Below are 24,872 nucleotides of genomic sequence, written 5' to 3'. Positions count from 1 at the left end.
CTGGCGAGAGATGAGAACGACCCTCCCCAGGCAGCCGGGGAGGGTCGTTCGCGCTCGTGATCGGGGCGGAACCGGGAGGCTACCCCATCGGGTGGCGGTGGGCGGCGGAGTAGCGGCCGGTGGCGTGGTGCTCCAGCTGGCGCTCGATGTCGGTGAGCAGCGAGCTGGCGCCGAAGCGGAAGCGGTCGGGCTGCACCCAGCGCGTCCCCAGCTCCTCCTTCATCATCAGCATCCAGACCAGGGCGTCCTTGGCGGCGCGGATGCCGCCCGCGGGCTTGAGCCCCACCTCGTGCCCCGTGCGCTCGCGGTACTCGCGGATGCAGCGCGCCATCACCAGCCCCACGGGGAGCTCGGCGTTGCGGCTCTCCTTCCCCGTGGAGGTCTTGATGAAGTCGGCGCCGGCCATCATGCACACCAGCGACGCGCGCGCCACGTTGCGCAGCGTGGCCAGCTCGCCCGTGGCCAGGATCGTCTTCAGGTGCGCCGGGCCGCACGCCTCGCGGAAGGCGCGCACCTCGTCGTAGAGCGCCTCCCACTGCGCGGTGAGCACCAGCTCGCGGGTGATCACCACGTCGATCTCCCCGGCGCCGGCGTCGACCGAGGCGTGGATCTCCTCCACCCGCTGGCGGAACGGCGAGAGCCCGGCGGGGAAGCCGGTCGACACCGCGGCCACGGGGATGCCGGAGCCGGCCAGCGCCTCGACGGCCACCTCCACGAAGCGGTGGTAGACACAGACGGCGGCGCAGCGCACCGGGAGGTCCGCCGCGCCCAGCGCCTCCAGCACGTCGTCGCGCACGGGCTGGCGGGCCTTGGCGCAGAGGCGGCGCACGGTGCCGGCGGTGTCGTCGCCCGAGAGCGTGGTGAGGTCCATCAGGGTGACGGCCTTCAGCAGCCAGGCCGCCTGCCACTCCTTCTTGACCGTGCGCCGGGTGCCGACGGTGGCCGCGCGCCGCTCGATGGCGCTGCGGTTGGCCCGCGCCTGCGCCACCCAGTCCAGGTCGAGCGGGGTGCCGGGGTTGCGGTCTTCGTGCAGGGGCTCGGGCTCGGCGGGCGCGCCCGCCGGGACCGCCCGGAGCTGGTTGGGAGCCGTGGTCGCCATGGTGGCCTGTCGGGGAATCGGTGCCGCGCGCGGGAAGCGGGCCTCGCCCCCGCGGGCCGAACAAGATACGCCCCGCGCCCGGCGCCGCCAATCCCGTACCGCGGGAGGTGAGGGGACAGAGGACAGGGGACTGGGGACTGGGGACAGGGGACAGGGGACAGGGGGACAGGGGACAGGGGGACAGGGGGACAGGGGACAGCCTGCAACTCCCGGGCACTCGCGCACTCACGCACTCACGCACTTTCGCACTTTCCACGGAACACGGAACCTGTCGGAATGGATGATCCCATTGACAGCAACGGCGTTGCGTAGCAGCTTTACTCTCCAGCCTCGCGCCGCCCACCACCCCGGGCGGCCCGTTCGCCCCCCGTCGTTCTGTCACCCCGCACGGGTTGAACCCCTCCCCTCACCTCTCAGACCGGGAAGAACTGCCATGAAGCGCATCGTGCTCTCCGCCGCCTGTCTGGCCGTCGTCGTCTCCACCGCCGCCTTCGCCACCCAGGACGAGTGGGTGCGCCAGGTCCGCCGCCAACTGGTGGGGTACGGCGAGCAGCTCGCCAACCGCGGCTACGAGCTGACGCACAACATCTACACCGGCTCGCTCGACGAGGGCGAGACCGCCGACGTGACGATGCGGCTGGAGCTGGGCACCCAGTACGCCGTCATGGGCGTGTGCGACAACGACTGCAGCGACCTCGACCTGACGCTGTACGACGCCGCCGGCAACCAGATCGACCAGGACATCGCGGCGGACGACTACCCGCTGGTGGAGGTGACGCCGCGCCGCACGGCCACCTTCCGCGTGCGCGTGACCATGGCCGACTGCTCGGCCGAGCCCTGCCGCTACGGCCTCGGCACCTTCGGCAAGTAAGCCGCCCCGCGCGGCCGGCGCCGACGAAGCGGAAGGACCCTCTCCCGGCACGCCCGGGAGAGGGTCCTTCGCTTTGCGGCGGGCCTCCCATACAAAATCTCCAGGGATAGTTCTGGATGGATTCTGATCCCTCCGGCGAACGGCGAAAGCCTCACACGGAGTTAACGGAGTCAACAGAGAACCCCGCAGTCCTCTGTTAACTCCGTTTCCTCCGTGTGAGACATTCGGTTATGGATCTCGATCCCGAACGAACGATCCTCTGCAAATGGTATCATCTGCTGCGTTGCACACGATGAAACCCGGTGCGGGAGGCGGTTGAAGCCTCGCGGGTTCTGCAAGGCTTTCCGTGGTTCCAGCGAGTGTCTTCCGGCACTCGCGCCGCCGCCGCCCGGTGATCCCCCCGAGCCACTCCCCTGAAGACTTCCTGTAACGCCCGCCGCCGCCTCTCCGGAATCGCCCCCGCGGCCCTCCCGGTTCGCGACCGACTGTGGAGCACTTGTACGGATTGTGCACGCTCTGCTACCCTCATACCCCAGCCGACAGCTATCCAGCGGAACACGCCGATGACCGCCCCTATGTAGCCACCGGCAGAACTTGTTCACTTCGTCCAATTGCGGGCCGAATGTACTTGAATTATCGTGTGTTTTTGGCCTTGATGTGCTGCACAGGAACGTCCCCCTGGAGAGCCCGATGAGCGACCCCCGAGACGAGAGCAACCGCCGTTCTCCCCGCCGCTGGGTGGTCCCCCCCCCGCTCATGCAGCACGACGAGCCGTTCGACGGCTGGCACGTGGTCGACGAGCTGCGCACCGGGCTGGGCGTGGTGCTCTGGCAGACGCTGCGCGACGTGGAGATGTGGGCGGCCTCCGCGCCCGAGGCGCGGGCGCGGCTCTTCGCCTACGGCACGCTGGGGCGCCGGCGCGAGTGGATCCAGTCCGTCGGCGCGCCGAAGCCGCTCAGGGAGCCGCTGGAGACGCTCACCCGGGTGCTCGACGCCCGCCATCCGCCCGACCCCGAGGAGATCACCGCGGCGGCCACCGCCGTCTCGCGCTGGGCCGCGGAGAGCGGGCTGCCGCGGGTGGCGCTGGCCCTGGCGCAGACGGCGGCGCTCGCCTCGCCCGAGCGGGCCGACGCGGCGTACCTGGTGGGGCTCCTGGCCCGGCGGAGCGCGCAGTACCGGCGGGCGGAGACCTGGTTCCGGCGCGCGCTGGCGCTGGGCCGCCGCACGCGCGACTGGAACGACTACGGGCTCGCCTGCATCGGGCTCGGCGTCCTGTACCGCCAGCGCGGCGACTACCCGGCCGCGCGCACCTGGTTCTACAAGGCGCTCCGGGTGGCGCGGCGGAACGGGCTGTGGTCGGTGCGCCCGATGGCGCTGCACGACCTGTTCTGCGTGGCCGCCAACGGCGCGCAGGTGGAGGAGGCCGAGACCTGGGCGCGCCGCGCCTTCCGGGCCTACGGGCGCCGGCACCCGCGGCTGGTGGTCCTGGCGCACGACGTCGCGCGCTTCTGGCTGCTGCGGGGGAAGTACGCCGACGCGCTCAGGGTCTTCCGGGCGGCGCTGCCGCACATCACGCGGCTGGCGGAGCGGCGGCTGGCGGTGTCGAACCTGGCCCGGGCCGCCGCGGGGCTCGGCGACCGCATGACCTTCGCGGAGATGTGGTCCGACACCTGGCGCCTGGTGGACGACTACGAGGACACCGAGAGCGTCCCCGAGGCGCTGATCACCCTGGCCCAGGGCGCGGCGGCGCTGGGCGACCCCGACCGGGGGCAGCTCGCCGCCAGCCACGCGCTCAAGGTGGCCATCCAGCGCAACGAGGCGGAGCAGCGGCTCGCGGCCGAAGACCTGCTGGAGTCGCTGCGCCGCACCCGCGTGGCGCCGGCCCCGCGGCTCCCGGCCCCGGCCGGGCCGGAGCCCGAGATCCACCCGTTCGCGGCCGACCTGGTGGAGGCGCTCACGCTGGACTACGCGGAGTTCTAGGCGGCCCGGAGGGGAGGCGGGGGCCGCCCGGCCGTTCCGGGCAGCCTCCGCCGCGCGGGAAGCGGCTCAGCCGCCGGACCCGATGAAGCCGCCGCGGGTGCCGTTCTGGGTGGTGTCGGTCTGCACCGTGGTGGTCGTCGTCGTGCCCCCGCTCTCCTCCTGCGTGGTGGCGGTGCCGCCGCCGGTGCGGCCGCCGCCGGAGGTCCCCGCCCCGCCGCTGGAGAAGCGCGCCTGCAGGCCGGCGTCGCTGGCGGTGGGGCCGGCGCCGCCGCCGCACGCGGAGAGGGCGAACAGGGCGAGCGCGGTGGGGACGATTCGCTTGCGAGACATGGGATGCTCCTTGGTTTGAAGGCGATGCGGCGGGACCGCTGTCCCGCCCGCTCCAACCTAGGGGCGTCATGTTCACTTCGTACACTTTCGTCCCGTCAGATTGCGCTCTCTTCCTGTCAACGTGCGTACATCCGGATGGCCGGAAACGCACGCTCCGCCGCCGGAACGGTGCCTGTCCGCCCCCATTGCATCACCTGGCGAACGCTCCGCCTCCGCGATGTCGCGTCGACTCTCCGCCCGCTCCCGCCGGGTCCGCCCTTGCGGCCGCGTCCCGGATCGGCTCACGTGTCGGGCCTTCGCCCGCCCGATCCCGGTCCCGATCCGCCGCCGGAGCGCCGCCGTGCCGTTCTCCCCGCCCCGCCCGCTGGTCCTCGGCCACCGCGGCGCCCCCGCCGGGGCGCCGGAGAACACCCTGGCCGCCTTCCGCCTGGCGCTGGAGCAGGGCGCCGACGGCGTGGAGCTCGACGTGCAGCCCTCGGCCGACGGCGTCCCCGTGGTCATCCACGACGATACGCTCCACCGCACGACCGACTCGGCCGGCGCGGTCGCCGCGCTGCCGTGGGAGCGGATCGCCCGCGCTCGCTCGCGCGGGGAGCCGGTGCCGCGGCTGGAGGAGGTGGCGGAGTGGGCGGCCGCGGCGGGCGCCTGGCTCAACGTGGAGCTCAAGCGCGCGGGCGCCGAGGCCGCGTCGCTCGCGGTGATCGGGGAGGCGGGGCTGCTGGAGAGGACGGTCTTCTCCTCCTTCCTCCCCGAGGTGGTGGCCGAGGTGGGCCGGCTGGAGCGGCGCGCCGCGCGCTATTTCCTCACCGAGCGCTGGGACGACCCCGTGCGGCGCGTGGTGCGCGGGCTGGGCGCGCACGGCGTCTGCCTCAAGCACCCGCTCGCCACGGCGCCGGTCCTGGCCGAGCTGCGCGCCGCCGGCCTCCCCGCCGTGGTGTGGACGGTGGACCGGCCGGCCCGCGTCCGCGAGCTGCTCCGGGCCGGCGTCCAGGCGCTCATCACCAACCACCCCGCCCGCGGCGCCGCCATCCTGCGCGAGGTCGTCTCACCCCCCGGCCCCTGAACTGCCTGGAACTCACACAGAGACACGGAGAAACAGAGGACCGGCAAATACATCACACGGAGTCAACGGAGTTATCGGAGAACGGCAAAGGCAGAACTCGTCCCTGGCCGTGGTTTTTCTCCGTGTCTCTGTGCCTCCGTGTGAGAAAGGCGGTTGCCGTTAATCGGTCGAGGCTTAGCCCTGGCGCGGCGCTTGCCGGCTCAGCCGGGCTTGCGCGCGCACCGGGCGCGCGCAGGGCACCCGAGCCGGGCCGGACCATGACCGTGCTGACGCTTGCCGCCGCGCTCCTCGTGCACACGGGCGCGGCTTCTTCCACCGCGCGCGCCGCCGTGCTCCAGGACACGGTGCCGCGCCCGCGCGCCGACACCATCTACCTCGGCCGGCGCGACACCGCGCGGGCCGCCCCCCGCGACACCGCGCGCGGGCAGCCCCCCGCGCCTCCCGCGCGCCGCGACACCGTGCCCCGGCCCCGGCGCGACACGCTGTACATCGGCCGCATGCCGCCCGCGCGCGCCGACACCGCCCCTCCGGCCGCGCTCACCGACAGCGCCGCCGCCATCTTCGACGCGCCCGCCACGCGCGCCCTGGTGGAGCGGGTGATCCGCGCCGGCGTCACCGTCCCCGCGGGGCTCACCGACTACCGGGCCACCCTGCACTCGGCCGTCTACCTGTCGCTGCGCGCCGACAGCGCGCAGGGCGGCGAGCTGCCGGTGACGGTGGACGAGTTCGCGGGCCAGGTGCAGTGGGAGCGCGGCGGCGGGCTGCTGCAGACGGTGCGCGGGCACCGGGTGCGGATGCTGACGCCCGCGCCGTACACGGTGGGCACCATGCTCGAGGCGCCCTGGGTGGTGCCCCACCTCTACGGCAACACCATCGACGTCTTCACCCTCTCGGCCACCCCCGGCGCGCGCGCCCGCGTCTCGCGCGCCGTGCACCCCTTCTCGTGGCGGGGGATCGACTTCTACCGCTACACCTCGGGCGACACGGTGCGGGTGCGCACCCGCGAGGGCGTCACCGCGCTGGTGCCCGTCGAGGTGCGGCCGCGCGTGGCCGGCACCGAGCGCGAGCAGACGGTGGCCGGCACCTTCTGGGTCGACCTGGACCGCGCGGCGATCGCCCGGGCGCGCTTCGGCTTCACCGAGCGCGAGGGGCGCCTGGTGACGCTGGCCGAGACCGGCGTGTTCTTCGAGATGGAGAACGGGCTGGTGGAGGGGCGCTACTGGCTGCCGTACCGCCAGCGGCGCGAGCTGCAGATCTCCTCGCCGCTCTTCGGCGGGGCGGCGGCGATCCGCATCGTCACCGCGCTGTCGGACTTCGACCTGAACACCGGGTGGCGGCCCGAGCAGCCCGGCGCCCGCATCACCCGCGCGCTGGTCCCGGGCGACAGCGTCTTCCAGGGGTTCGCGCAGGCGGTGGGCGAGCCCGCCGCCGAGGCCGACATCGCCGACTTCGCCGACCTGGCGGCCGCCGTGGCGCCCCCCGCCCCCGACGCCGGGCCGCTGCGCCTGTCGCTGCGCTACGAGCGCGGCGACCACCTCTTCCGCTACAACCGGGTGGAGGGCGCCTATCTGGGGCTGGGGATGCGCCTGCAGCCGCGCGACCCCGACCGGCGCACCTGGAACGTGTACGGCACCGCCGGCTACGCGTTTTCCGAGGGCGCCGTGCGCGGCGAGCTCTCGGCCCGCTACGCGCCGCGGCCGGCCTTCCCCGGGGCGCCGCAGTGGATCGCGGCCGCCACCGGCTACCGGCGGCTCCTGTGGATGCAGCCCTTCCGCCCCTCGCTCTCGTGGGACCTGGGGTACTCGCTGGGCGCCGCGCTGGCCGGCTACGACGTGCGCGACTACTACGACGCCGCGGGGGGCGAGCTGCAGGTCACCCGCCGCGCGGGGCGCTTCCTGGCGCGCCTGGGAGGCCGCTGGGAGCGGCACGACTCGGTGGGCGTGAACACCGGGAGCACCCTGTTCGGCACCAGCGCCAACGACTTCCCCCTCGTGGCCCCGGCCGAGCCGGGGACGCACGCGGCGGTGGAGGGCGAGCTGGGGTGGGGGCGCGGCTCGGGCGCCTTCTCGATCGGCAACTCGCTGGTGGCCTCGCTGCGCGGGCAGGTGGGCTTCGGCGACTTCCGCGTCCAGCAGCTCACCGGGCTCCTCTCCTTCCGCCGCACCGGGCGCTACGTGAGCCTGCTGGGGCGGGGCGACGGGGGCGTGGTGATGGGGGCCGCGCCGCCGCAGTTCCTCTACCGCTTCGGCGGGGTGGAGGGGCTGCGCGGCTACGACCGCAACGAGTTCGGGGGATCGACGGCGCTGCTCGGGCGGGGGCGGCTGCTGCTGCACCTGCCGCCGTACGGCAACCAGCCGCTCCTGCGCTCGGGGTTCTTCGTGGTCCCGCCCCTGCGCCCGGCCATCGCGCTCTCGGCGGACGCGGGGTGGAGCGAGGTGAGCGACGAGTCGGCGCCGGCGCTCCTCCTGCTCGGCTCCAGCGTGACCGACGGCGTGCGCTGGTCGTACGGCGCGGGCCTGAGCTTCTTCGAGGACGCCGTGGCGGTGGAGTACGTCTGGCCGGGCGACGGCGGCGAGGGGCGCTGGTACGTGGGCTTCACGAGCTGGTTCTGAGCGCGCGGGGCCCTCTCCCCCGCGCGGCCCCGGTCGTTCGTTCCTCACGACCAGGGGCCGCGCTCCCCTCTCCCAGACTGCGGGAGAGGGGGAAACACCTCGGCGCTGCGCGCGACGAAACCCGCATGAGGGATGCGCGCCCGGAGGGCCGGGACACGGGCGCGCCGGGGGTTTGGCACGACCGGGGCCCGGCGCCGTTGGGCCACGTTGTTTGTGGCCCTACGGCGCGCGCAGCCCGGCCCGGAGCGCAGCGGAGGGACATGCCCAGGACTGCAGTGCGTTAGTGCGTTAGTGCGAAAACGGCAGCACGGAGCGGACTCCGCCGTTGCCACCACCGCACGCGGTCCCGACCTTGCAAGCCGGGGGCGGCGCGCGCCGCGCGAAGACCCAACACGCAGACCGGAGCCGGAGATGTCGTCGCTGAACCGCCCCCTCGCGGGGCCCTCGATGGTGTTCGACCTCGCCGCCCAGCTCGCCGAGCTGCGCCGCGAGGAGGCGTACCGCCGCAGCGGCCGCGCGGGGCGGACGCTGGCCAAGTCGGGCCGCTTCCGCCTGGTGCTGCTGGCGGTGGGCTCGGGCGTGCAGATCGGCACGCACCAGGCCGACAGCCCCATGACGCTGCAGGTGCTGGAGGGCGGCCTGCACTACCGCGACGAGGGCGGCCAGTACGAGCTGAAGCAGGGCGACCTCCTCTTCTTCGGCCCCGGCAACGCCGAGGACATCCGCTCCACGGGCGATAGCGCGCTCCTGCTCACCATCTCCGCGGTCGGCGACGACTTCCGCCCCGAGGAGTCCGACGCCTCCGCCGCTGGCTCCGGCTTCTAGCCTTCGCCGCCGAGGGCGCGGGACGTCACCCGGTCCGCACCGCTCCGGCGCCGCCCGCGAAGTACCCTCTCCCGCAGTCGGGAGAGGGTGGCGACGCGGTAGCGGCGCCGGGTGAGGGCCCCGCCTTGCGCCGCCCCGCGCCCGGAAGTAGTGTTTCGAAGCGGCTTTCCGGCCGCCCTCCCCGTCAATCCCCGTACTCCGTCCACCGCGGACGCCCGATCCCGTTCCCGCCGGAGCCCCCGTGAAGCCCCAGCGCCACGCCGTGATCCTCGAGCTCGTCCGCGACAGCCGCATCTCGTCGCAGGAGGTGCTGCGCGAGCGGCTGGCCGAGCGGGGCATCGAGGTGGCGCAGGCCACGCTCTCGCGCGACATCCGCGAGCTGGGGCTGGTGAAGGTCCCCGACGAGAACGGCGGCTCCGTCTACCAGGTCCCCCCCGGCGTCACCGACCCCACGCCCACCCTCACCCGGCTGATGCCCTCGCTGTACGTGGGCGCCGACGGCGTGGGAAACCTGCTGGTGGTGAAGACGCTGGTGGGCGGCGCGCAGACCATCGCCGTGGGGATCGACTGGGAGGAGTGGCCCGAGGTGGTGGGCACCATCGCCGGCGACGACACCGTGCTCATCATCCTGCGCAGCGACGCGTACCGCGAAGACATCGTCCGCCGCCTGGAAGACCTCGCTGGCATCGAGCCCCCCGGCCGCTGACGGTGACCCCGGGCGCGGTGTCCGGCTCGGAAAACGCACTCACGCACTTCCGCACTCACGCACTAAAAAACGCCCGGCGATCCGCTCGCCGGGCGTTTCCGTGACCGGTGTTTGCCCGCACCAACGCGGACGGCCGTCCCCCGCTCAGCGGGTGCGCAGGGGGAGCAGGTCCCCGTGCAGGCGCTCGATCTCGGCGGTCTCCACGCCGTACATCCGGGCCACGTAGGCCACCGTGACCCCGTCGTCGCGCAGGTCGCGCAGGCGGTCGGCCGCCAGGCGGCGGACGAGCTGCTCCCGCGCCTCGCGCCCGGCGTCGTCCACCGGGAGCGGAAGGATGCGCGTGCCGGTGGAGGGCATCGGGGATTCAAGCGGGACGGGCTCGGCTGCGTGCTTCATCGTCGGGTCTGGGCGGCGAATGGTCCGGGACGCCTTGGGGCCACCCTGAAAAGCATTTCGCGTGCCGACCGGCGGACAGCGCGAACCGGCATCCTTGAGCGAAGTACGCGGGCCGCTTAGGTTTGGGACGCTCGCAACCGTGGTACGTCCTCTTCTGCGGGAAGCGCATGGCCACCCAGACCTGTCCCGCGTGCGGAGCCGAGGGCTCCGGACGCTTCTGCAACCAGTGCGGCGCCCCGCTGAGCGGCGCCTGCCCCAGCTGCGGCGCCCCCCTGCCGAAGGGCGCGCGCTTCTGCAACGAGTGCGGCGCCTCCGTCTCCGCGGCCGAGGGGGCGCGGACCGCCGCCGCGGGGCCGCGCGACTGGCGCCAGTGGCTCCCCTGGGGCGTGGCCGGCGCCGCCTTCCTGGCGCTGCTGCTGGTGCTGGTGATCCCCCGCGGCCGCTCCCGCCCCGAGCAGACGGTACAGGCCGCCCCCCAGCCGGCGCCGTTCGCGCAGCCCGCGCCCGGAGCGGCGGCGGCCCCCGCACCCGTCGGCGACCCGTCGGGCGTCGACCTCTCGTCGATGACCCCGCGCGAGGCCGCCGATCGCCTCTTCAACCGGGTGATGACCGCCGCCGCGCAGGGCGACACCGCCCAGGCACGCCAGTTCCTCCCCATGGCGGTGGCCGCCTACACCCGCGCGGCCCCGCTCGACGCCGACGGGCACTACCACGTGGCGCTGCTGCATCTCTTCGCGGGCAACTACCCGGCGGTGCGCCAGGAGGCGACCGTGCTGCTGACCTCGAGCGGCAGCCACCTCTTCGGCCTCTACACCGCCGCCCAGGCCGCCGAGGGCGAGGGGAAGCGCGACGAAGCCGTCACCCTCTACCGCCGCTTCCTGGCCGCCTACGACTCCGAGCGCGCGAAGGAGCTCCCCGAGTACGAAGAGCACGCCCAGGGCTTCGACGCCATGCGCCAGCACGCCGTCCAAGCCACCGGCGGCATCTGAGGCGCCCGCGCCCCGGCGGCCTGACAGAACGAGCGCCGCGCTGCCTCCCTGGCAGGCGGCGCCCGTGCGCTCCAAGATGCGGCCCGGAGCTCCGGCCGGCGTACCACGCGGGATGAGCGTGATGTGGGAGAAGATCCTCGTCTTTCTGCTGATGACCGTGCCGAACGCGCTGGGGATCGCGGGCATGGTGTGGGCGATGCGGCACGTCTTCAGCTACCGCGTGACCGAATCGGGGATCGACACCTACGTCTTCGGGGCCCTGCGGATCAGCCGCCTGCCGTTCGACGACGTCGAGGAGCCCGGGGACGTGCGCGTCGCCACGACGAAGGAGCTGCTCCGCACGGGCGAGTACTGGCGCGCCAACCGCATGGGGAAGCGCGGCTTCGGCAACCCGCTGAGCGGGACCGTGGTCGCAATCCGCCGCAGGGGCGGCCACATGTTCCTCATCACGCCCCCACGTCCCTACCTCTTCGTCGAGGAGGTACGAAAGCGGATGGCCGCGCCCCTCCTCCTTGCCCCGGAGCCGGCCGAACGGATGCACCCGACCCGCCCGGAACCAGTGGAGGCCGCCGTCCGGCCGGGTGAGTGGAAATGAATCGCCGCGCTGCTTGCCTGGCAGCGCGGCGCCCATCGTCGATTGAATGTGGAGCCTCGCGCGGTTTGCGAGGCTTTCTGCCGTTGTTGCCGCGGCTTCAGCCGCCCTGCAACACCCCGCGACACCCTGCGACACCCTGGAGCACCCTCACCCCAGCACCCCCCGGAACCGCGCCGCGTCCACCCGGTGCCCGGGGAAGACGCGCTCCAGCCCGGCCGCCCCCAGGTGCCGCTGCGCGACCTCGGCGAACACGTCGCGGAAGTCGGTGGTGACGGCCAGGTCGCGCCCCTCGTAGAGCTGCTCGCGCTCCAGCCCCGGCCACTCGCCGTAGACCTTCCCGCCCGCCACGGCGCCGCCCAGGACCAGCATGCAGTTGGCGTGGCCGTGGTCGGTGCCGCCCGAGCCGTTCTCGGCCACCGTGCGCCCGAACTCGCTCATGGTGAGGATCACCACGTCGCGCATGCGCTCGCCCAGGTCGTCGTGCAGCGCGCGCACCCCCTGCGACAGCTCGGCCAGGCGCCGGGCGAGCTGCCCCTGCTCGCCGCCCTGCGCCACGTGCGTGTCCCACCCGCCCAGGTCCGCGAAGGCGATCTCCACCCCCACGTCCGCCTTCACCAGCTGCGCGATCTGCCGGAGCGACCGCCCGAACTCGCCCGCCGGGTAGCGCACCCCCGGCGCCGGCTCGTAGCGCGTCGGGTCGATGCGCTTGAGCAGCGCCGCCGCCTCCAGCCCCTCGTCCGCCGCCCCGGCCACCGCGTCGCCGCCCTCGGTGCGGTACATCCGCCCGAACGTCTCCGCCAGCGAGTCGTCGCGCCCGCCCGCCACCCCGAAGCGCTCCAGGTCGCCGATGGCCAGCGACGGGTGCGCGCCGCGCAGCGCCAGGGGCAGCTCCGCCCCCATCGCGATCCCCCGCAGCGCCGCCGTGCCCGAGGCCAGGTGCGCCTGCCCCGCCGCGTGGTCGGCCGCGTGCGCCGCCGGGTCGGCCAGCGTGCGCCCGGCGCACTCCGCGCACCCCGTCTCCCGCAGCACGCGGTTCAGCCACCCGTCGCGCGCGTGGCCGTCCGTGGCCGCCGCCTCCATGATGTCCTGCGCCTCGAAGTGCGATCTAGTGGGGTGCGGCGACCCCGCCGCGTGCACCACGGCCAGCTCGCGGCGCCCGTACAGCTCGAAGAGCGGCCGGAGCGCCGGGTGCATCCCGAAGAAGCCGTCCAGGTCCAGCGCCCCGCCCCCCGAGCGCCCCGGCCGCGCCACCGCGATCGAGCGGCGGGAGCGGTAGTAGGCCGCGTCGCCGAAGGGCACCACCATGCTGAGCCCGTCCGCCGCCCCGCGCTGGAAGATGCAGATCAGCGTCTTCTTGCGGGCCGCCGCGCGCGACTCCGCCAGCAGCGAGCGCGCCAGGAACTCGGGCGGCAGCCCCATCGCCAGCAGGGCCAGCGCCCCGCTCTTCACGAACACCCGCCGGTTGATCGGCTGCATCTTCCTCTCCCCGTTCGGCAACTGGAACAGCGGAAACTTCTTCGGGTTTGGGCGTGTCCCCCTGAAGGGGGCCGGGCTGCGCGCGCCGTAGGGCACGATACCGCCGTGCCCAACGGCGCCGGGCCCCCGGCGCGCCGACCCTCTTCACGTTACCTGAACTATCGTGCATGCGCGCCGGTGTCCCGGCCCTCCGGGCGCGCATCCCTCACGCGGTTCTCGTCGCGGGTGAAGTTCCGTAGGGGCGAGCATGCGAGTCCGCGCGATGGTAGCCCCGGCACATCACTCGCCTATCACGCATGGGCCGGCATCCGCCGGGCGAGGCATGCCTCGCCCCTACGACCGTCCTACCCTACCGCCGCTGGAACGCCGGCGAGCCGATCAGGAGCCCCAGCGCGCGCGCCGCCCGCTGCCGCGGCCCCAGCTCCGCGTGCCCGCCCAGGTCGTCGACGATCGTCCTCACCAGCTGCTCGTCGCGGCGGCCGGGGAGCACCCTCGCCGCCAGCGTCTCCACCGTCGCGCGCACGTCGCCGGAAGGCACGAAGCCCGACTCGTCCAGCCGCACCCCGTCCAGCCGCCCGGCGGCCAGCGCCAGCCCCAGGTTCATCCGGTTGAGCATGGCCCCGCTGTTGGTCCACTCCTCCGACGTGTGCGGGTAGCCCGTGGGCGCCGTGGCCGCGTACGGCACCTGCCCCAGCTGCCGGAGCGCCTGCAGCAGCCCGCGCGACGGCCCCGCGTCCGCCCCTGTCGCCCGGAGCGCGCTGGCCACGAACTCGAACGGCGTCTTCACCTTGGTCCCGCGGTAGCGCGGGTCGTCGAACTCGGGCGAGGTGAAGAGCGCCCGCGTCACCTCGCGCAGGTCGCCGTCCGTGCGCAGGAAGACCTCCGCCAGCCGGTCCACCAGCGCCGGCGGCGGCTCGTCGGCCACGAAGCGCTGCGCCAGCTTCGTCGCGACGTGGCGCGCCGTCGCCGGGTGGCGGGCGAGCAGGTCCAGCACCTCGCGCCCGTCCTCGATCCCCCGCCCCGCCGGCAGCCGGCGGCCGAGCACCGTCTTCTCCCCCGCGTCGTGCATCGCCGGGCGGAAGACGAAGCCGCCGTCCCAGCGCGGCCCCATCCCCTCGTCCCCCCCGCGGCGGGCGCCGCCCGTCCCCCCGCGCACGCGCCGCGCGTCGATCGTCCACCCCGTAAACGCGCGAGCGACCTCGATCACGTCACCCTGCGTGTAGCCGCCGTTCACGCCCAGCGTGTGCAGCTCCATCAGCTCGCGGGCGTAGTTCTCGTTGATCCCCCGCGCGCGCCGCCGCCCGGCGGGGAGCGAGTCGCCCTCCAGCATCGCGACGCGCTCGGCCGGGACACGGCCGCTCTCCACCGCCGCCCTGCGCTGCGCGGGCGTCATCGCGCGCCAGCGCCGCCGCGCCTGCTCGATCCGCTCGGCCGCCGGGTCCGCCGCGTTCGGCGCCGCGCTGGTCCAGTTGTCCAGGTACACGAGCATGGCCGGATGGCTCGCCGTCGCCTCCAGCAGGTCGCGGAACCTGCCGAAGACGTGCGGGCGGATGGCGCGCCGCTCGTAGTCGCCCGTGAGGTAGCGGTCCTGGTTCTTGCCGAAGAAGACGTTGAAGTGGTTGAACCAGAAGTCGGTCATCACCTCCTGCAGCTGCCGCTCGGAATAGACCGCGCGCTGCAGCCTGGCCCCCGCCAGGTCGAAGAGGATCGCCTGCGGCCCCCGCGGCCGCCCCTGCCCCTCGCCGCGCCGCCGCTCGCGCCCGGGCCGCCCGTCGTCCGCATTGCCCGCCGCCGCGTCGGGACGCATCGTCATCTGCATCGAGTCCCGCCGGGCCCGCTCGGCGCGCTGGGCCGGGTTCGGCGGCGGGAAGGCGGCGAACAGCTCCCCCGGCTCCATCGCCGCCGCGGGGAACGCCGCCAGCCGCTCCTCCAGCGCACCGTCGGGGATGCGCTCGGGGTGGAGCTGCCGCTCCAGCCACGCCTCCGGCCCCGTCCTGAGCACCTCCGCCAGGTCCCCGGGCCGCGCGCCGAACGTCGCCCGCTGGAGCAGGTGCAGCGCCCGCGCGGTGTCCGCGGCCGTCGGCGCCGCTGCCTGGCGGCGGGCGAGCGTGGGCGCCTGGCGCTGCGGCCGTCCCTCGTCCGCGGGCACCAGCCCCAGGAAGACGAGCGTGCTCGCGAGCACCGCCGCCGACGAAGCGGCGCGGTGCAGCCGCGGGAACCGGGAAGAGGGTCTGATTCCGCGCATGGCGTTGCGGCAGAAGGAGGTAGGCTGGCGGGCGCCGGCTCGTCCCCGGCGCGAGTGCGGTTGAACTACATCCCCCGCGCCCGGAGCGTTGGGGCCCCGAACGGAATCCGCGGCCGCGAGCGGTCGAAGCCTCGCGCGCACCGAACCCGCGACTGCACCGATGCCCGTCCGGCGAGGCTTTCTGCAGTCGTTGCCGCGGCTTCAGCCGCCCTTCCCGCCAGATTCCCGGGCCGCCGGACGTTCTACTGCTACGACGCCGATCTCGCGGGAGCCGCACGAGCCCCGGCACCGCCCGCGGAACCCCCGGGCGCGCGGGCCGGGTACAACGGCGGCCCACCCCTTCACCCATCCCGGAGAAGCATTCCATGAACCCCCGACGTTTGCTCCCCACGCTCCTGCTCCTGCTGGCGGCCGTGCCGCTCGCGGCGCAGGGGATCATCGTCCCGGAGTGCCGGGACTGCCGCCGGCCGTGGGTCCCCGAGGGCGGCCGCATCACCTCGCTCCCGATCGAGTCCGTCGTGATCGACACGAAGATCGAGGGGCAGGTGGCCACCACGCACGTCACCCAGGTCTTCCGCAACGAGACCGGCGCCACGCTCGAGGGCACCTACTTCTTCCCGATCCCCGAGGGCGCCAGCGTCAGTGAGTTCGCCATCTGGGACGGCGACCGGCGCCTGGTGGGCGAGGTGCGCCCCCGCGAGGAGGCGCGCCGCATCTACGACGCCATCGTCCGCCGCGTGCGCGACCCCGGGCTGCTGGAGTACGCGGGCGAGAACCTCTTCCAGGCCAGCATCTTCCCCATCCTCCCGCGCTCCACCAAGAAGCTGGAGCTCACCTACACGCAGGTGCTGCGCGCCGAGAGCGGCACCGTGGGCTACCGCTACCCCCTGGGCACCGGGCGCAACGCCGCCCCGGTCGAGCGCTTCTCGGGGCGCGTGGAGCTCAGGGCCGGCGAGCCCGTGCGCACCGTCTACTCGCCGAGCCACCAGGTGGACGTGCGCCGCCGCGACGGCGACCGGCAGGTGTCGGTGAGCTTCGAGGGCGACCGGCGGGCCGAGCGGCGCGACTTCCAGCTCTTCTACGCCCCGTCCGCGCGCGAGGTGGGGATGAGCCTCTTCACCTACCGCGAGCCGGGGAAGGACGGCTACTTCCTCCTCCTCCTCTCGCCGAAGAGCACCATCGACGAGCGCGAGTACCCGGCCAAGGACGTGGTCTTCGTGCTCGACGTGTCGGGGTCGATGAACGAGGAGGGGAAGATCGAGAAGGCCCGGCGCGCCCTCGCCTACGGCGTGCGGGGGCTGCGCGCCACCGACCGCTACAACGTGATCGCCTTCTCGGGTGAGACGCGGCTGATGGAGAGCGGGTTGATCCGCGCCGACGAGGCCGGCCGGCGGCGGGGCGTGCAGTTCGTCGAAGGATTGCGCGCGGTGGGCGGCACCAACATCAACGACGCGCTGGTGGAGGCGCTCGGCCAGTTCCCGCGCGAGGGAGACCGCCCGCGGCTGCTGGTCTTCGTCACCGACGGCATCCCCACCGTGGGGGAGACGAACGTCGAGCGCATCCTGGCCAACGTGGACCGGGCGCGGAGGGCGGGGATGCGGCTCTTCACCTTCGGGGTGGGCTACGACGTGAACACGCGGCTGCTGGACCGCGTGGCGGCCGAGAACGGCGGCGTGGCCGACTACGTGGCGCCGCAGGAAGACCTGGAGGTGAAGGTCTCCGGCTTCTTCGACAAGGTGAACCACCCGGTGCTCACCAACCTGCGGCTGGACCTGGGCCCGGTGCGCTCCGACCTGGTGTACCCGCGCCGGCTCCCCGACCTGTTCAAGGGGACGCAGCTGGCGCTGGTGGGCCGCTACCGCAACGAGCGCGACCTGGCGGGCGTCACGCTGCGCCTGTCGGGGAACGCCTCGCCCACGCAGACCTTCGTCTACCCCAACCAGCGCTTCCCCCTGCGCGACGAGCGGCACGAGTGGCTGCCGCGGCTGTGGGCGGTGCGGCGCGTGGGGTGGCTGATGGAGCAGATCCGCACCCACGGCGAGGCCCGCGAGCTGCGCGACGAGGTGGTGGACCTGGGCACCCGCTACGGGATCGTCACGCCGTACACGTCGTACCTGGCGCTGGAGCCCGGCGCGGAGGCCAACCTGGAGCGGCCGCGGGACTTCGCCGGCCAGGGCCAGGTCGGCGGCGCGGTGCGCGACAGGGACGGCGGACGCGTGCGCCGCGACGGGGCGGTCCCGCCGCCGCCTCCCCCTCCGCCGCCTCCCCCGCCGGCGATGATGCCGTCGCAGGTGCAGGCGCAGACGGGCGAGGCGGCCGTGGCGCAGAGCCGGGCCGCGCGCACCATGCAGGACGCCGTCTCGCTGGAAGGGGTCGTGGTGACGGGCGGCGGCGTGCAGCGCGTAGGCGACAAGACCTTCCACCTGCGCGACGGCGTGTGGACCGACGCGGAGATCAAGGCCGACACCCGGCTGCCGGAGACGGCGGTGACCTTCGGCACCGAGGAGTACTTCGAGCTGGTGCGGCGCGTCCCCGCACTGGCCCGCTACTTCGCCCTCGGCGAGCAGGTGGCGGTGATCCACGACGGCCGCGTCTACCGCACCCGCGCCGCGACCCCGTAGCGGCCCGCGGACGGTGAGCGGACGGGACGGCCCGCGGAGGTGACTCCGCGGGCCGTTCCGCTTGCCGGAATCTCCCGCTGTCGTCTATCCGTACGAGTGACTCCCTTGACACCTCTGTTTGCAGGACTAGCCTTCTCGCAGGGGATTCAAAGCGTGCACACTCGGGAGGCGGGGATGCCGGGGAAGATCCAGGCGCAGATCAGGCAGAGCAAGCCGTTTCCCAGCCTCGAAGAAGAGGCCTTCCTGAACGTGCTGCGCACGGCCAACACGCTGTCGCAGGGAGCGTCGGAGCTGCTCAAGCAGCACGACCTGACGCTGACGCAGTACAACGTGCTGCGCATCCTGCGCGGCGCGGGTGAGCAGGGGCTCACCGCCGGCGAGATCGGCGAGCGGATGATCACCCGCGACCCCGACGTCACCCGCCTGCTGGACCGGCTGGAGAAGCGCGGCCTGGCCGAGCGCTGGCGATGCACCGAGGACCGCCGCGTGGTGTGGACGCGCATCACCCCCGCGGGCCTCGCGGCGATCGCCCCGCTCGACCACCAGATCACGGAGCTGCACTGCCGCCAGCTCGGCCACCTGGGCCGCGACCGGCTGGAGACGCTGATCGAGCTGCTGGAGTCCGCGCGCGACAACGCCGAGGCGCTGGAGGCGGTCGAGACCGGCTGAGTCCGTTCCGGGCCGACGCTGGTCCTGAAAGTTCCAGAGACCCCGGTTCCGCGATGCCCGCGGAGCCGGGTTTCGCTTCACGGGTGCACGTCCAGCCCCTCCGTCGCGGAAGGAGGGTCCGTCGCGCCGGAGCGGCCGCCCGTCACCATCAGGACCACGGCCGCGACGATGAGGCAGGCGAAGAGGTAGCCGCCGAGGCCCAGGCGCTCGCCCCAGGCCAGCCAGGCGGCCACGGCGGCGACCACCGGCTCGATGGTGGCCACCGTGGCGGCGCGGGTGGCCTCCACCCGGCGCAGCCCCGCGCTGTAGAAGAGGTACGAGAGGTAGGTGGGCACCACCGCCAGGAAGACGATGGCCGCCCACGCGGCGGCCGTCTTCGGCGCGAAGCGCACCAGCGGCAGGAGCGCCAGCGCGCCCACCGGGAGCGCGTACAGGAAGAGCGTCGCCGCGTGGTAGCGCTCGAAGTAGCGCTTGCCGAACAGGTAGTAGAGCGCGTACGACCACCCGGAGAGGAGCCCCCAGAAGAGCGCCGCCGCCCCCAACCGCACCCCGCCCCCGCCGCTCGTCGCCGCGATCCCCACCACCCCGGCCACCGCCAGCCCGATCGCCGCCAGCTTGCGCCCCGTCATCCGCTCGCGCAGGAAGAGCGCGGAGAAGACGGCCACCCACACGGGCGCCGTGTACAGCAGCACCGACGCGAGCGCCGCCCCGCCCGTCTGCACCGCGTAGAAGTACGAGGCGAAGAGGAGCGCCACCCCCACGATCCCGAACGCCGCCACCGCCGGCAGGTCGCGCCGCTCCAGGCGCGTCTTCCCGAGCGCCAGCGCGTGCGCGCCGAAGCAGGCGGCCGCGATCAGCGCCCGCCAGAAGGCGATCTCCAGCGGCCCGACCCCGCCCTGCAGCGCCAGCCGCGACACCGGACCGATCAGCCCCCAGAGGACGGCGGCGGCGAGGACGAAGAGGTAGCCCATCCGGATAGTGCGTGAGTGCGTGAGTGCGAAAGTGCGAAAGTGACTCGAGTCTGGAGAGGAGCGCACGGTGCGGCAGTGCGTACTTTCGCACTCTCGCACTCTCGCACTTTCGCACTTGGTAGTATCTTCGCACGGAAGCACGAACCGCGCACCAGCCCGAAGGCACCCGATGTCGGACGTAGTGCTCCAGGTCCTCCTCGTCCTCTTCCTGCTGCTCCTCAACGGCGTCTTCGCCATGAGCGAGATCGCCGTGGTCTCGGCGCGCAAGTCGCGGCTCCGGCACCGGGCCGACGAGGGGAGCGCCGGCGCCCGCCGCGCCCTGGCGCTGGCCGAGGACCCGTCGCGCTTCCTGGCCACCGTGCAGGTGGGGATCACCCTGGTGGGGATCCTGGCGGGCGCGTACGGCGGGGCCAAGCTCTCCGAGCCCCTGGCCGGAGCGATCGCCCGCACCCCGGCGCTGGCGGAGTACGCCGAAGCGATCGCGCTGGCCGCCGTGGTGCTCGCCATCACCTACTTCTCGCTGGTGCTGGGCGAGCTGGTGCCCAAGCGGATCGGGCTCAACAACCCCGAGAAGATCGCCGAGCTGGTGGCGCCGCCCATGAGCCTGCTCTCCCGGCTCGGCCGGCCGCTGGTGGCGCTGCTCACCGTCTCCACCGACGTGGTGCTCTCGGTGCTGCGCATCCGCCGCCCCGAGGAGCCGCCCGTCACCGAGGCCGAGGTGTCGGGGCTCATCGAGCAGGGCACCGAGGCGGGCGTCTTCAGCGCCGAGGAGCGGGAGCTGGTGGAGCGCGTCTTCTGGCTGGCCGACCAGCGCGTCTCCACCGTGATGACGCCGCGCGTGGACGTCGTCTGGCTCGACGTGGCCGACCCGCCCGAGGTGCACCGGCGGATCATGCTGGAGGCGGCGCACCAGCACTTCCCCCTCTGCGACGGCTCGCTGGACGACGTGCTGGGGATCGTCTCCGTGCGCGACCTGTGGGCCGCGGGGCTCCAGGAGCGCGACACCAGCCTCCGCGCCGTGGCCCGCGAGCCGCTCTTCGTCCCCGGCACGGTGCGCGCGCTCCGGGTGCTGGAGCGGATGCGCCAGGGCGGCCACGAGGTGGCGCTGGTGGTCGACGAGTACGGCGGCACCGACGGGCTGGTGACGCTCAAGGACCTGGTGGAGGAGATCGTCGGCGACATCCACCTGGAGGGCGCGCACGCCGATCCCGAGGTGGTGCGCCGCGACGACGGGTCGCTCCTGGTGGACGGCGGCGTGCTGATGGACGAGCTGCGCGACCTGCTGGAGCTGGAGGAGCGCCGCGGGGAAGACCGGCACGAGTACCACACCGTGGGCGGCTTCGTCGCCACGCAGCTGGGGCGGGTGCCGAGCGCCGGCGACCACTTCGAGACCGACGAGATGCGGGTGGAAGTGATGGACATGGACGGCAACCGCGTCGACAAGGTGCTGGTGACCCCGCGCGCCGGCCGCTCGTCCCCGGGGGAACCCTGAACGCCGTAACAACCACAATGGTTTACATCCGCCGCAGCGCGACTAATGTTGTGGGGGTGGATGTTCCGACCCTTCCGATGTGAGCTTCTCCATGCGTGCCGAGGAACGCGCGGTCTCCCTCCCCGACGAAGCCCCCCCGCCCCCCCGGACGCGGGCGCGGCCGCCGCGCGGCTTCCCCACGGCCGGCGGGGTGGCGCTGCCCCGGGTGCCGCGCTCGGTGTCGCCGCTGCCGCTGCCGCGCGGCGCCGACCTCGACCACCCCTCGCTGTACTTCAACCGCGAGCTGGGGCTGCTGGACTTCAACTGGCGCGTCTTCCACCAGGCGCTGGACGCGCGCACCCCGCTCCTGGAGCGGGTGCGCTTCCTGGCCATCGCCGCCGCCAACCTCGACGAGTTCTTCCAGAAGCGCGTGGGCGGCCTCAAGCGCCAGCAGGCCGCGCGCGTGCAGCTGCTGTCGATGGACGGGCGCACCCCCGCCGACCAGCTGCAGCTGATCGGCGAGGAGGCGCTGGAGATGTACCTGGCGCTCGCCGACGCCTGGGAGCGCACGCTCAAGCCGCTCCTGCGCTCCGAGGCCGGGGTGGTGGTCTCGCACTACGCCGAGCTCGACGAGCGGCAGCGCGCCGCGCTCGACCACTACTTCCGCGAGCAGATCTACCCGGTGCTCACCCCGCTGGCGGTGGACCCCGGGCACCCCTTCCCCTTCATCTCCAACCTGAGCATCTCGCTGGCCGTGCTCATGCGCCACGCCGCGCGCAGCACCTACCACTTCGCGCGCGTCAAGGTGCCCTCGGCGCAGGGGCGCTGGCTCCCGGTGCCGCACTCGGAGTCGCGCTTCCACTTCGTCCCCGTGGAGCAGGTGATCCAGGCCAACGTGGGCCAGCTCTTCCGGGGGATGGAGATCGTGAGCGCCCACGCCTTCCGCGTCACCCGCAACGCCGACGTGCGCCGCGGCGACGCCGCCGAAGACCTGCTGGCGATGATCTCCGAGGAGCTGCGCGAGCGCCGCTTCGCCCCCGTGGTGCGCCTCGAGGTGGACCGCGAGATGTCGAAGGAGGTGCGCCAGCTCCTGCTGCGCGAGCTGGAGCTGGAGGACGACGACGTCTACGAGGCTTCGGGCCCGATGGCGCTCTCCGACTGCGCGCGGCTGGCCGACCTGGACATCCCCGCGCACCGCTACGAGCCGTGGGAGCCGGTGGTCCCCGACCCGCTGCAGCACGAGGGCGAGACCGAGGAGGAGCGCAACATCTTCGCCATCCTGCGCCGCGGCGACATCCTGGTGCACCACCCGTACGACTCCTTCACCGGCAGCGTGCAGCGGCTGCTGGAGGAGGCGGCCGACGACCCGCGGGTGATCGGGATCAAGCAGACGCTCTACCGCACCGGCGCCGAGAGTCCGATCGTGAGGGCGCTGCTCCGCGCGGCCGAGCGGGGGAAGCAGGTGGCGGTGCTGATCGAGGTGACCGCGCGCTTCGACGAGGAGAACAACATCCGCGGCGCCGAGATGCTCGAGGACGCCGGGGTGCACGTCACCTACGGCCTGGTGGGGCTCAAGACGCACAGCAAGGTCACGCTGATCGTGCGCGACGAGGGGGGGCGGCCGCGCACCTACTGCCACATCGGCACGGGGAACTACCACGCGGGCACGGCGCGCGTCTACACCGACGTGGGGCTGCTCACCGCCAACGCGGAGGTGGGCGACGACCTGGTGAACCTCTTCCACTTCCTCACCGGCTACGCGCCCGACCAGCAGTACTCGCAGCTCGTGGTCGCGCCGCGTGACATGCGGCGGGTGTTCGAGGAGCGCATCGCCCGAGAGGTGGCGCAGCACGAGCGCACCGGCGACGGGCGGATCATCGCCAAGATGAACGCGCTGGACGACCCCGGCGTCATCAAGGAGCTCTACCGCGCCTCGCGCGCCGGGGTGCGCGTGGACCTGATCGTGCGCGGGCACAGCCGGCTGCGCCCGGGGCTGCGCGGCTTCAGCGAGAACATCCGCGTGGTCAGCATCGTGGGCCGCTTCCTGGAGCACGACCGCGTCTACTACTTCCACAACCGGGGCGACCCCGAGATCTTCATCGGCAGCGCAGACTGGCGGGAGCGCAACCTGAACGAGCGGGTGGAGACGGTGGTGCCGGTGCTGGACGCCGCGCTCCGGGACCGCCTGGTGCAGATCCTCCACTACGCGCTGGCCGACAACCGCCTCGCCTGGGACCTGCACCCCGACGGCCGCTACGTGCAGCGCAGCCCCGCCCCCGACGAGCCCGAGGTCAACTACCACGAGCTGCTCATGCGCGACGCGCTGGAGCGCAGCCGCAGGAGCGCGCGCCCGTGGGAGGTGAACGTCTGAACGGCGGTGCGAAGTCCTGAGTGCGAAGTGCGAAGTGCTCGGGAGCGTGGGTCGAGTCCTGAGCGCTGATTACGAACCGGTCGGCGGGTGGGTATCCGCCGGACCGGTTTTTTTCAAAAAGTTGATCGAGAGCCGCCTCGCGCTCCGTCTCCCGTCGCTTCCAATCTGCTCCCCGCAGGCGTTTCAGTTACACCAGATGCAAGTTGTTTGTTTTTAATCTGTTACGGATTTCCGCCCCAGAGTTGGTAGCTTGTAATAGGCCACAAAATCACAAGCGCAAGCTGAATATTCGCTTACCATTTTTCCGCTCTCCTGCGGCGTAAACTTGTGAATGCGAATTGCAGCCGGGGTTCCGCCCGCGACCGCCGCCCCCCGGCGCTCGCGGAACGCGAAAGGTGCTGCTCAGAGCAAACCCGCCGAAAGGCGGGGACGCAGAGCCGCGGGGCTACCGCGACCCCCGGGTCGCCACGCCAGCCGGGCCGCCAGCATCGATACACCCGGGTGTATCGGCGCCGGCGGCTTTTCGCTGCCGGGGCGCCTCCCGCAGGGCGCACCGGGCTCGCGGCGAAGCGGCACTCCGCGCTTCGCCGCCATGCACCACCCACCGCGGGGCCGCGCCCCGCCGAAGGAGGACCCAATGGCAGTTCGCCGCTTCCTCGCCGTGCTCGGCGTGGCCCTGGTGGCCGTGTCGTGCTCGGACAGCTCCCCGGTCCAGGTCGAGGACCGGGGGCTCACGCCCACCGACGCGTCGTTCGCCCGCGCGCCGTCGACCCTGCTCACCGACATCCCCGTGACCGGCGCGCTCCCCGGCGGCGGCACCTTCACGGGGCTGCTGGACATCACCGAGCTGGGGCTGGACGACGGGCAGCTCGTGGCCTCGGGCGTGCTGACCGGCACCGCCACGCAGGCGGGCGTGGTCACCCAGATCGTGCAGACCTTCACCGACATCCCGCTCGACCTGCTGGGCGACGGCTCGGGCGGCCGCTCGTGCAAGATCCTGACGCTGGACCTGGGTCCGCTGAACCTGGACCTGCTGGGGCTGGTGGTGGACCTGTCCGCCATCTCGCTCGACATCACGGCGGTGCCCGGCCCGGGCAACCTGCTGGGCAACCTGCTGTGCGCGGTGGCGGGGCTGCTGGACGCCGGCGGCGCCATCGGCCGCATCGTGGACCTGCTGGACCGCATCAACGACCTGCTGGGCGCGCTCGGCTGAGCCGGGCGCCCCGAAGAGCCGAAAAGACCGCGACGGGAGGGGCGTGCGGGCGCCCCTCCCGTCGTTTTCGCAGTCCAGCGGGGCCCGCCGGACGGTTTTTCCAAAAAATCCCCGGAGCAGGCGTCTGCGTCTCCACCCGCATCTGCTCCATCCACCCGTTTCAGCTCGTGAGGTGCAAGTGATTTGCTCCGAGTGCATTACGGAATCACCCGGGGGTCTCGAGCTTCCAGATGGGCCAGTTGATCACAGGTTATGTACAGTTCAGCTCTACCGCTCCGCTGTGACATAAACTTGTGTATGCTCCTTGCAGACGGGGTTCGGTCCGCGCGCGCCCTCCCCACCGGCGCCCGCGGACGACGGACAGGTGCT

19 protein-coding genes and 1 riboswitch are annotated in these 24,872 nt (G+C 73.2%); of the genes, 13 read left to right on the top strand and 6 right to left on the bottom strand.

Annotation, left to right across the window (positions count from 1 at the left end):
- Positions 1–79: 79 nt before the first annotated feature.
- A complete protein-coding gene (gene deoC / locus VF746_02745; protein HEX8691335.1) occupies positions 80–1,099 on the bottom strand; it encodes a deoxyribose-phosphate aldolase in 1,020 nt (339 codons plus the stop codon).
- A 433-nt stretch (positions 1,100–1,532) separates the two neighbouring features.
- On the opposite strand from deoC, the gene VF746_02740 reads away from it, so the two are divergent.
- Together VF746_02740 and VF746_02735 are read left to right on the top strand one after the other, a co-directional pair.
- Positions 1,533–1,970, top strand: a complete 438-nt coding sequence (locus VF746_02740; GenBank protein HEX8691334.1) for a hypothetical protein — start codon at positions 1,533–1,535, stop codon at positions 1,968–1,970.
- 690 nt (positions 1,971–2,660) lie between these two features.
- Positions 2,661–3,950 (top strand): tetratricopeptide repeat protein, encoded by a 1,290-nt coding sequence (locus VF746_02735; GenBank protein ID HEX8691333.1) that lies wholly within the window; start codon positions 2,661–2,663, stop codon positions 3,948–3,950.
- Positions 3,951–4,016: 66 nt separating this feature from the next.
- On the opposite strand, the gene VF746_02730 is transcribed toward VF746_02735, so the two are convergent.
- Positions 4,017–4,280: a hypothetical protein gene (locus VF746_02730; protein HEX8691332.1), complete on the bottom strand. Its 264-nt coding sequence runs from the start codon at positions 4,278–4,280 to the stop codon at positions 4,017–4,019.
- A 340-nt stretch (positions 4,281–4,620) separates the two neighbouring features.
- Between VF746_02730 and VF746_02725 the strand changes: the two genes are divergently transcribed.
- From VF746_02725 to argR, 4 genes are all read left to right on the top strand, one after another.
- Complete coding sequence (locus VF746_02725) at positions 4,621–5,343, top strand: glycerophosphodiester phosphodiesterase family protein (GenBank protein HEX8691331.1); 723 nt, start codon at positions 4,621–4,623, stop codon at positions 5,341–5,343.
- A gap of 257 nt (positions 5,344–5,600) precedes the next feature.
- Positions 5,601–7,955 carry a hypothetical protein gene (locus VF746_02720; protein ID HEX8691330.1) on the top strand — a complete coding sequence of 785 codons (2,355 nt, stop codon included), beginning with the start codon at positions 5,601–5,603 and terminating at the stop codon, positions 7,953–7,955.
- A 411-nt stretch (positions 7,956–8,366) separates the two neighbouring features.
- Positions 8,367–8,780, top strand: coding sequence for a hypothetical protein (locus tag VF746_02715; GenBank protein HEX8691329.1), 414 nt, complete (start codon positions 8,367–8,369; stop codon positions 8,778–8,780).
- Between the two features lie 241 nt (positions 8,781–9,021).
- Positions 9,022–9,486 (top strand): arginine repressor, encoded by a 465-nt coding sequence (gene argR / locus VF746_02710; GenBank protein ID HEX8691328.1) that lies wholly within the window; start codon positions 9,022–9,024, stop codon positions 9,484–9,486.
- A gap of 144 nt (positions 9,487–9,630) precedes the next feature.
- On the opposite strand, the gene VF746_02705 is transcribed toward argR, so the two are convergent.
- Positions 9,631–9,882, bottom strand: a complete 252-nt coding sequence (locus tag VF746_02705; protein HEX8691327.1) for a hypothetical protein — start codon at positions 9,880–9,882, stop codon at positions 9,631–9,633.
- 167 nt (positions 9,883–10,049) lie between these two features.
- Here VF746_02705 and VF746_02700 point away from each other — a divergent pair, with 167 nt between their 5' ends.
- On the top strand, positions 10,050–10,871 hold the full coding sequence (locus tag VF746_02700; GenBank protein HEX8691326.1) for a zinc ribbon domain-containing protein: 822 nt from the start codon (positions 10,050–10,052) through the stop codon (positions 10,869–10,871).
- 112 nt (positions 10,872–10,983) lie between these two features.
- Positions 10,984–11,466, top strand: coding sequence for a hypothetical protein (locus tag VF746_02695; GenBank protein HEX8691325.1), 483 nt, complete (start codon positions 10,984–10,986; stop codon positions 11,464–11,466).
- A 147-nt stretch (positions 11,467–11,613) separates the two neighbouring features.
- Here the strand turns inward: VF746_02695 and VF746_02690 are convergent, their stop codons facing one another.
- A complete protein-coding gene (locus VF746_02690; protein HEX8691324.1) occupies positions 11,614–12,942 on the bottom strand; it encodes a DUF1501 domain-containing protein in 1,329 nt (442 codons plus the stop codon).
- Between the two features lie 349 nt (positions 12,943–13,291).
- On the bottom strand, positions 13,292–15,187 hold the full coding sequence (locus VF746_02685) for a DUF1800 domain-containing protein (GenBank protein ID HEX8691323.1): 1,896 nt from the start codon (positions 15,185–15,187) through the stop codon (positions 13,292–13,294).
- Positions 15,188–15,552: 365 nt separating this feature from the next.
- Here VF746_02685 and VF746_02680 point away from each other — a divergent pair, with 365 nt between their 5' ends.
- Together VF746_02680 and VF746_02675 are read left to right on the top strand one after the other, a co-directional pair.
- Positions 15,553–17,808, top strand: a complete 2,256-nt coding sequence (locus VF746_02680; protein HEX8691322.1) for a VIT and VWA domain-containing protein — start codon at positions 15,553–15,555, stop codon at positions 17,806–17,808.
- 174 nt (positions 17,809–17,982) lie between these two features.
- A complete protein-coding gene (locus VF746_02675; GenBank protein ID HEX8691321.1) occupies positions 17,983–18,477 on the top strand; it encodes a MarR family transcriptional regulator in 495 nt (164 codons plus the stop codon).
- A 77-nt stretch (positions 18,478–18,554) separates the two neighbouring features.
- On the opposite strand, the gene VF746_02670 is transcribed toward VF746_02675, so the two are convergent.
- Complete coding sequence (locus tag VF746_02670; protein ID HEX8691320.1) at positions 18,555–19,448, bottom strand: EamA family transporter; 894 nt, start codon at positions 19,446–19,448, stop codon at positions 18,555–18,557.
- 169 nt (positions 19,449–19,617) lie between these two features.
- Here VF746_02670 and VF746_02665 point away from each other — a divergent pair, with 169 nt between their 5' ends.
- The 3 genes from VF746_02665 to VF746_02655 all read left to right on the top strand — a co-directional run bounded on the left by VF746_02665 (position 19,618) and on the right by VF746_02655 (position 24,503).
- The gene (locus VF746_02665) at positions 19,618–20,940 is read left to right on the top strand and encodes a hemolysin family protein (protein HEX8691319.1); all 1,323 of its coding nucleotides are present in this window, start codon (positions 19,618–19,620) and stop codon (positions 20,938–20,940) included.
- Between the two features lie 91 nt (positions 20,941–21,031).
- Complete coding sequence (gene ppk1 / locus VF746_02660; protein HEX8691318.1) at positions 21,032–23,290, top strand: polyphosphate kinase 1; 2,259 nt, start codon at positions 21,032–21,034, stop codon at positions 23,288–23,290.
- 396 nt (positions 23,291–23,686) lie between these two features.
- A riboswitch (cyclic di-GMP riboswitch) is annotated at positions 23,687–23,777 on the top strand.
- A gap of 150 nt (positions 23,778–23,927) precedes the next feature.
- Positions 23,928–24,503 (top strand): hypothetical protein, encoded by a 576-nt coding sequence (locus VF746_02655; protein ID HEX8691317.1) that lies wholly within the window; start codon positions 23,928–23,930, stop codon positions 24,501–24,503.
- Positions 24,504–24,872 lie beyond the last annotated feature (369 nt).

The sequence above is a fragment of the Longimicrobium sp. genome (assembly GCA_036389795.1).
Lineage (GTDB): Bacteria > Gemmatimonadota > Gemmatimonadetes > Longimicrobiales > Longimicrobiaceae > Longimicrobium.
The sequence above is the reverse complement of the archived record's forward strand: the minus strand, read 5'-3'. Positions and strand labels throughout refer to the sequence as shown.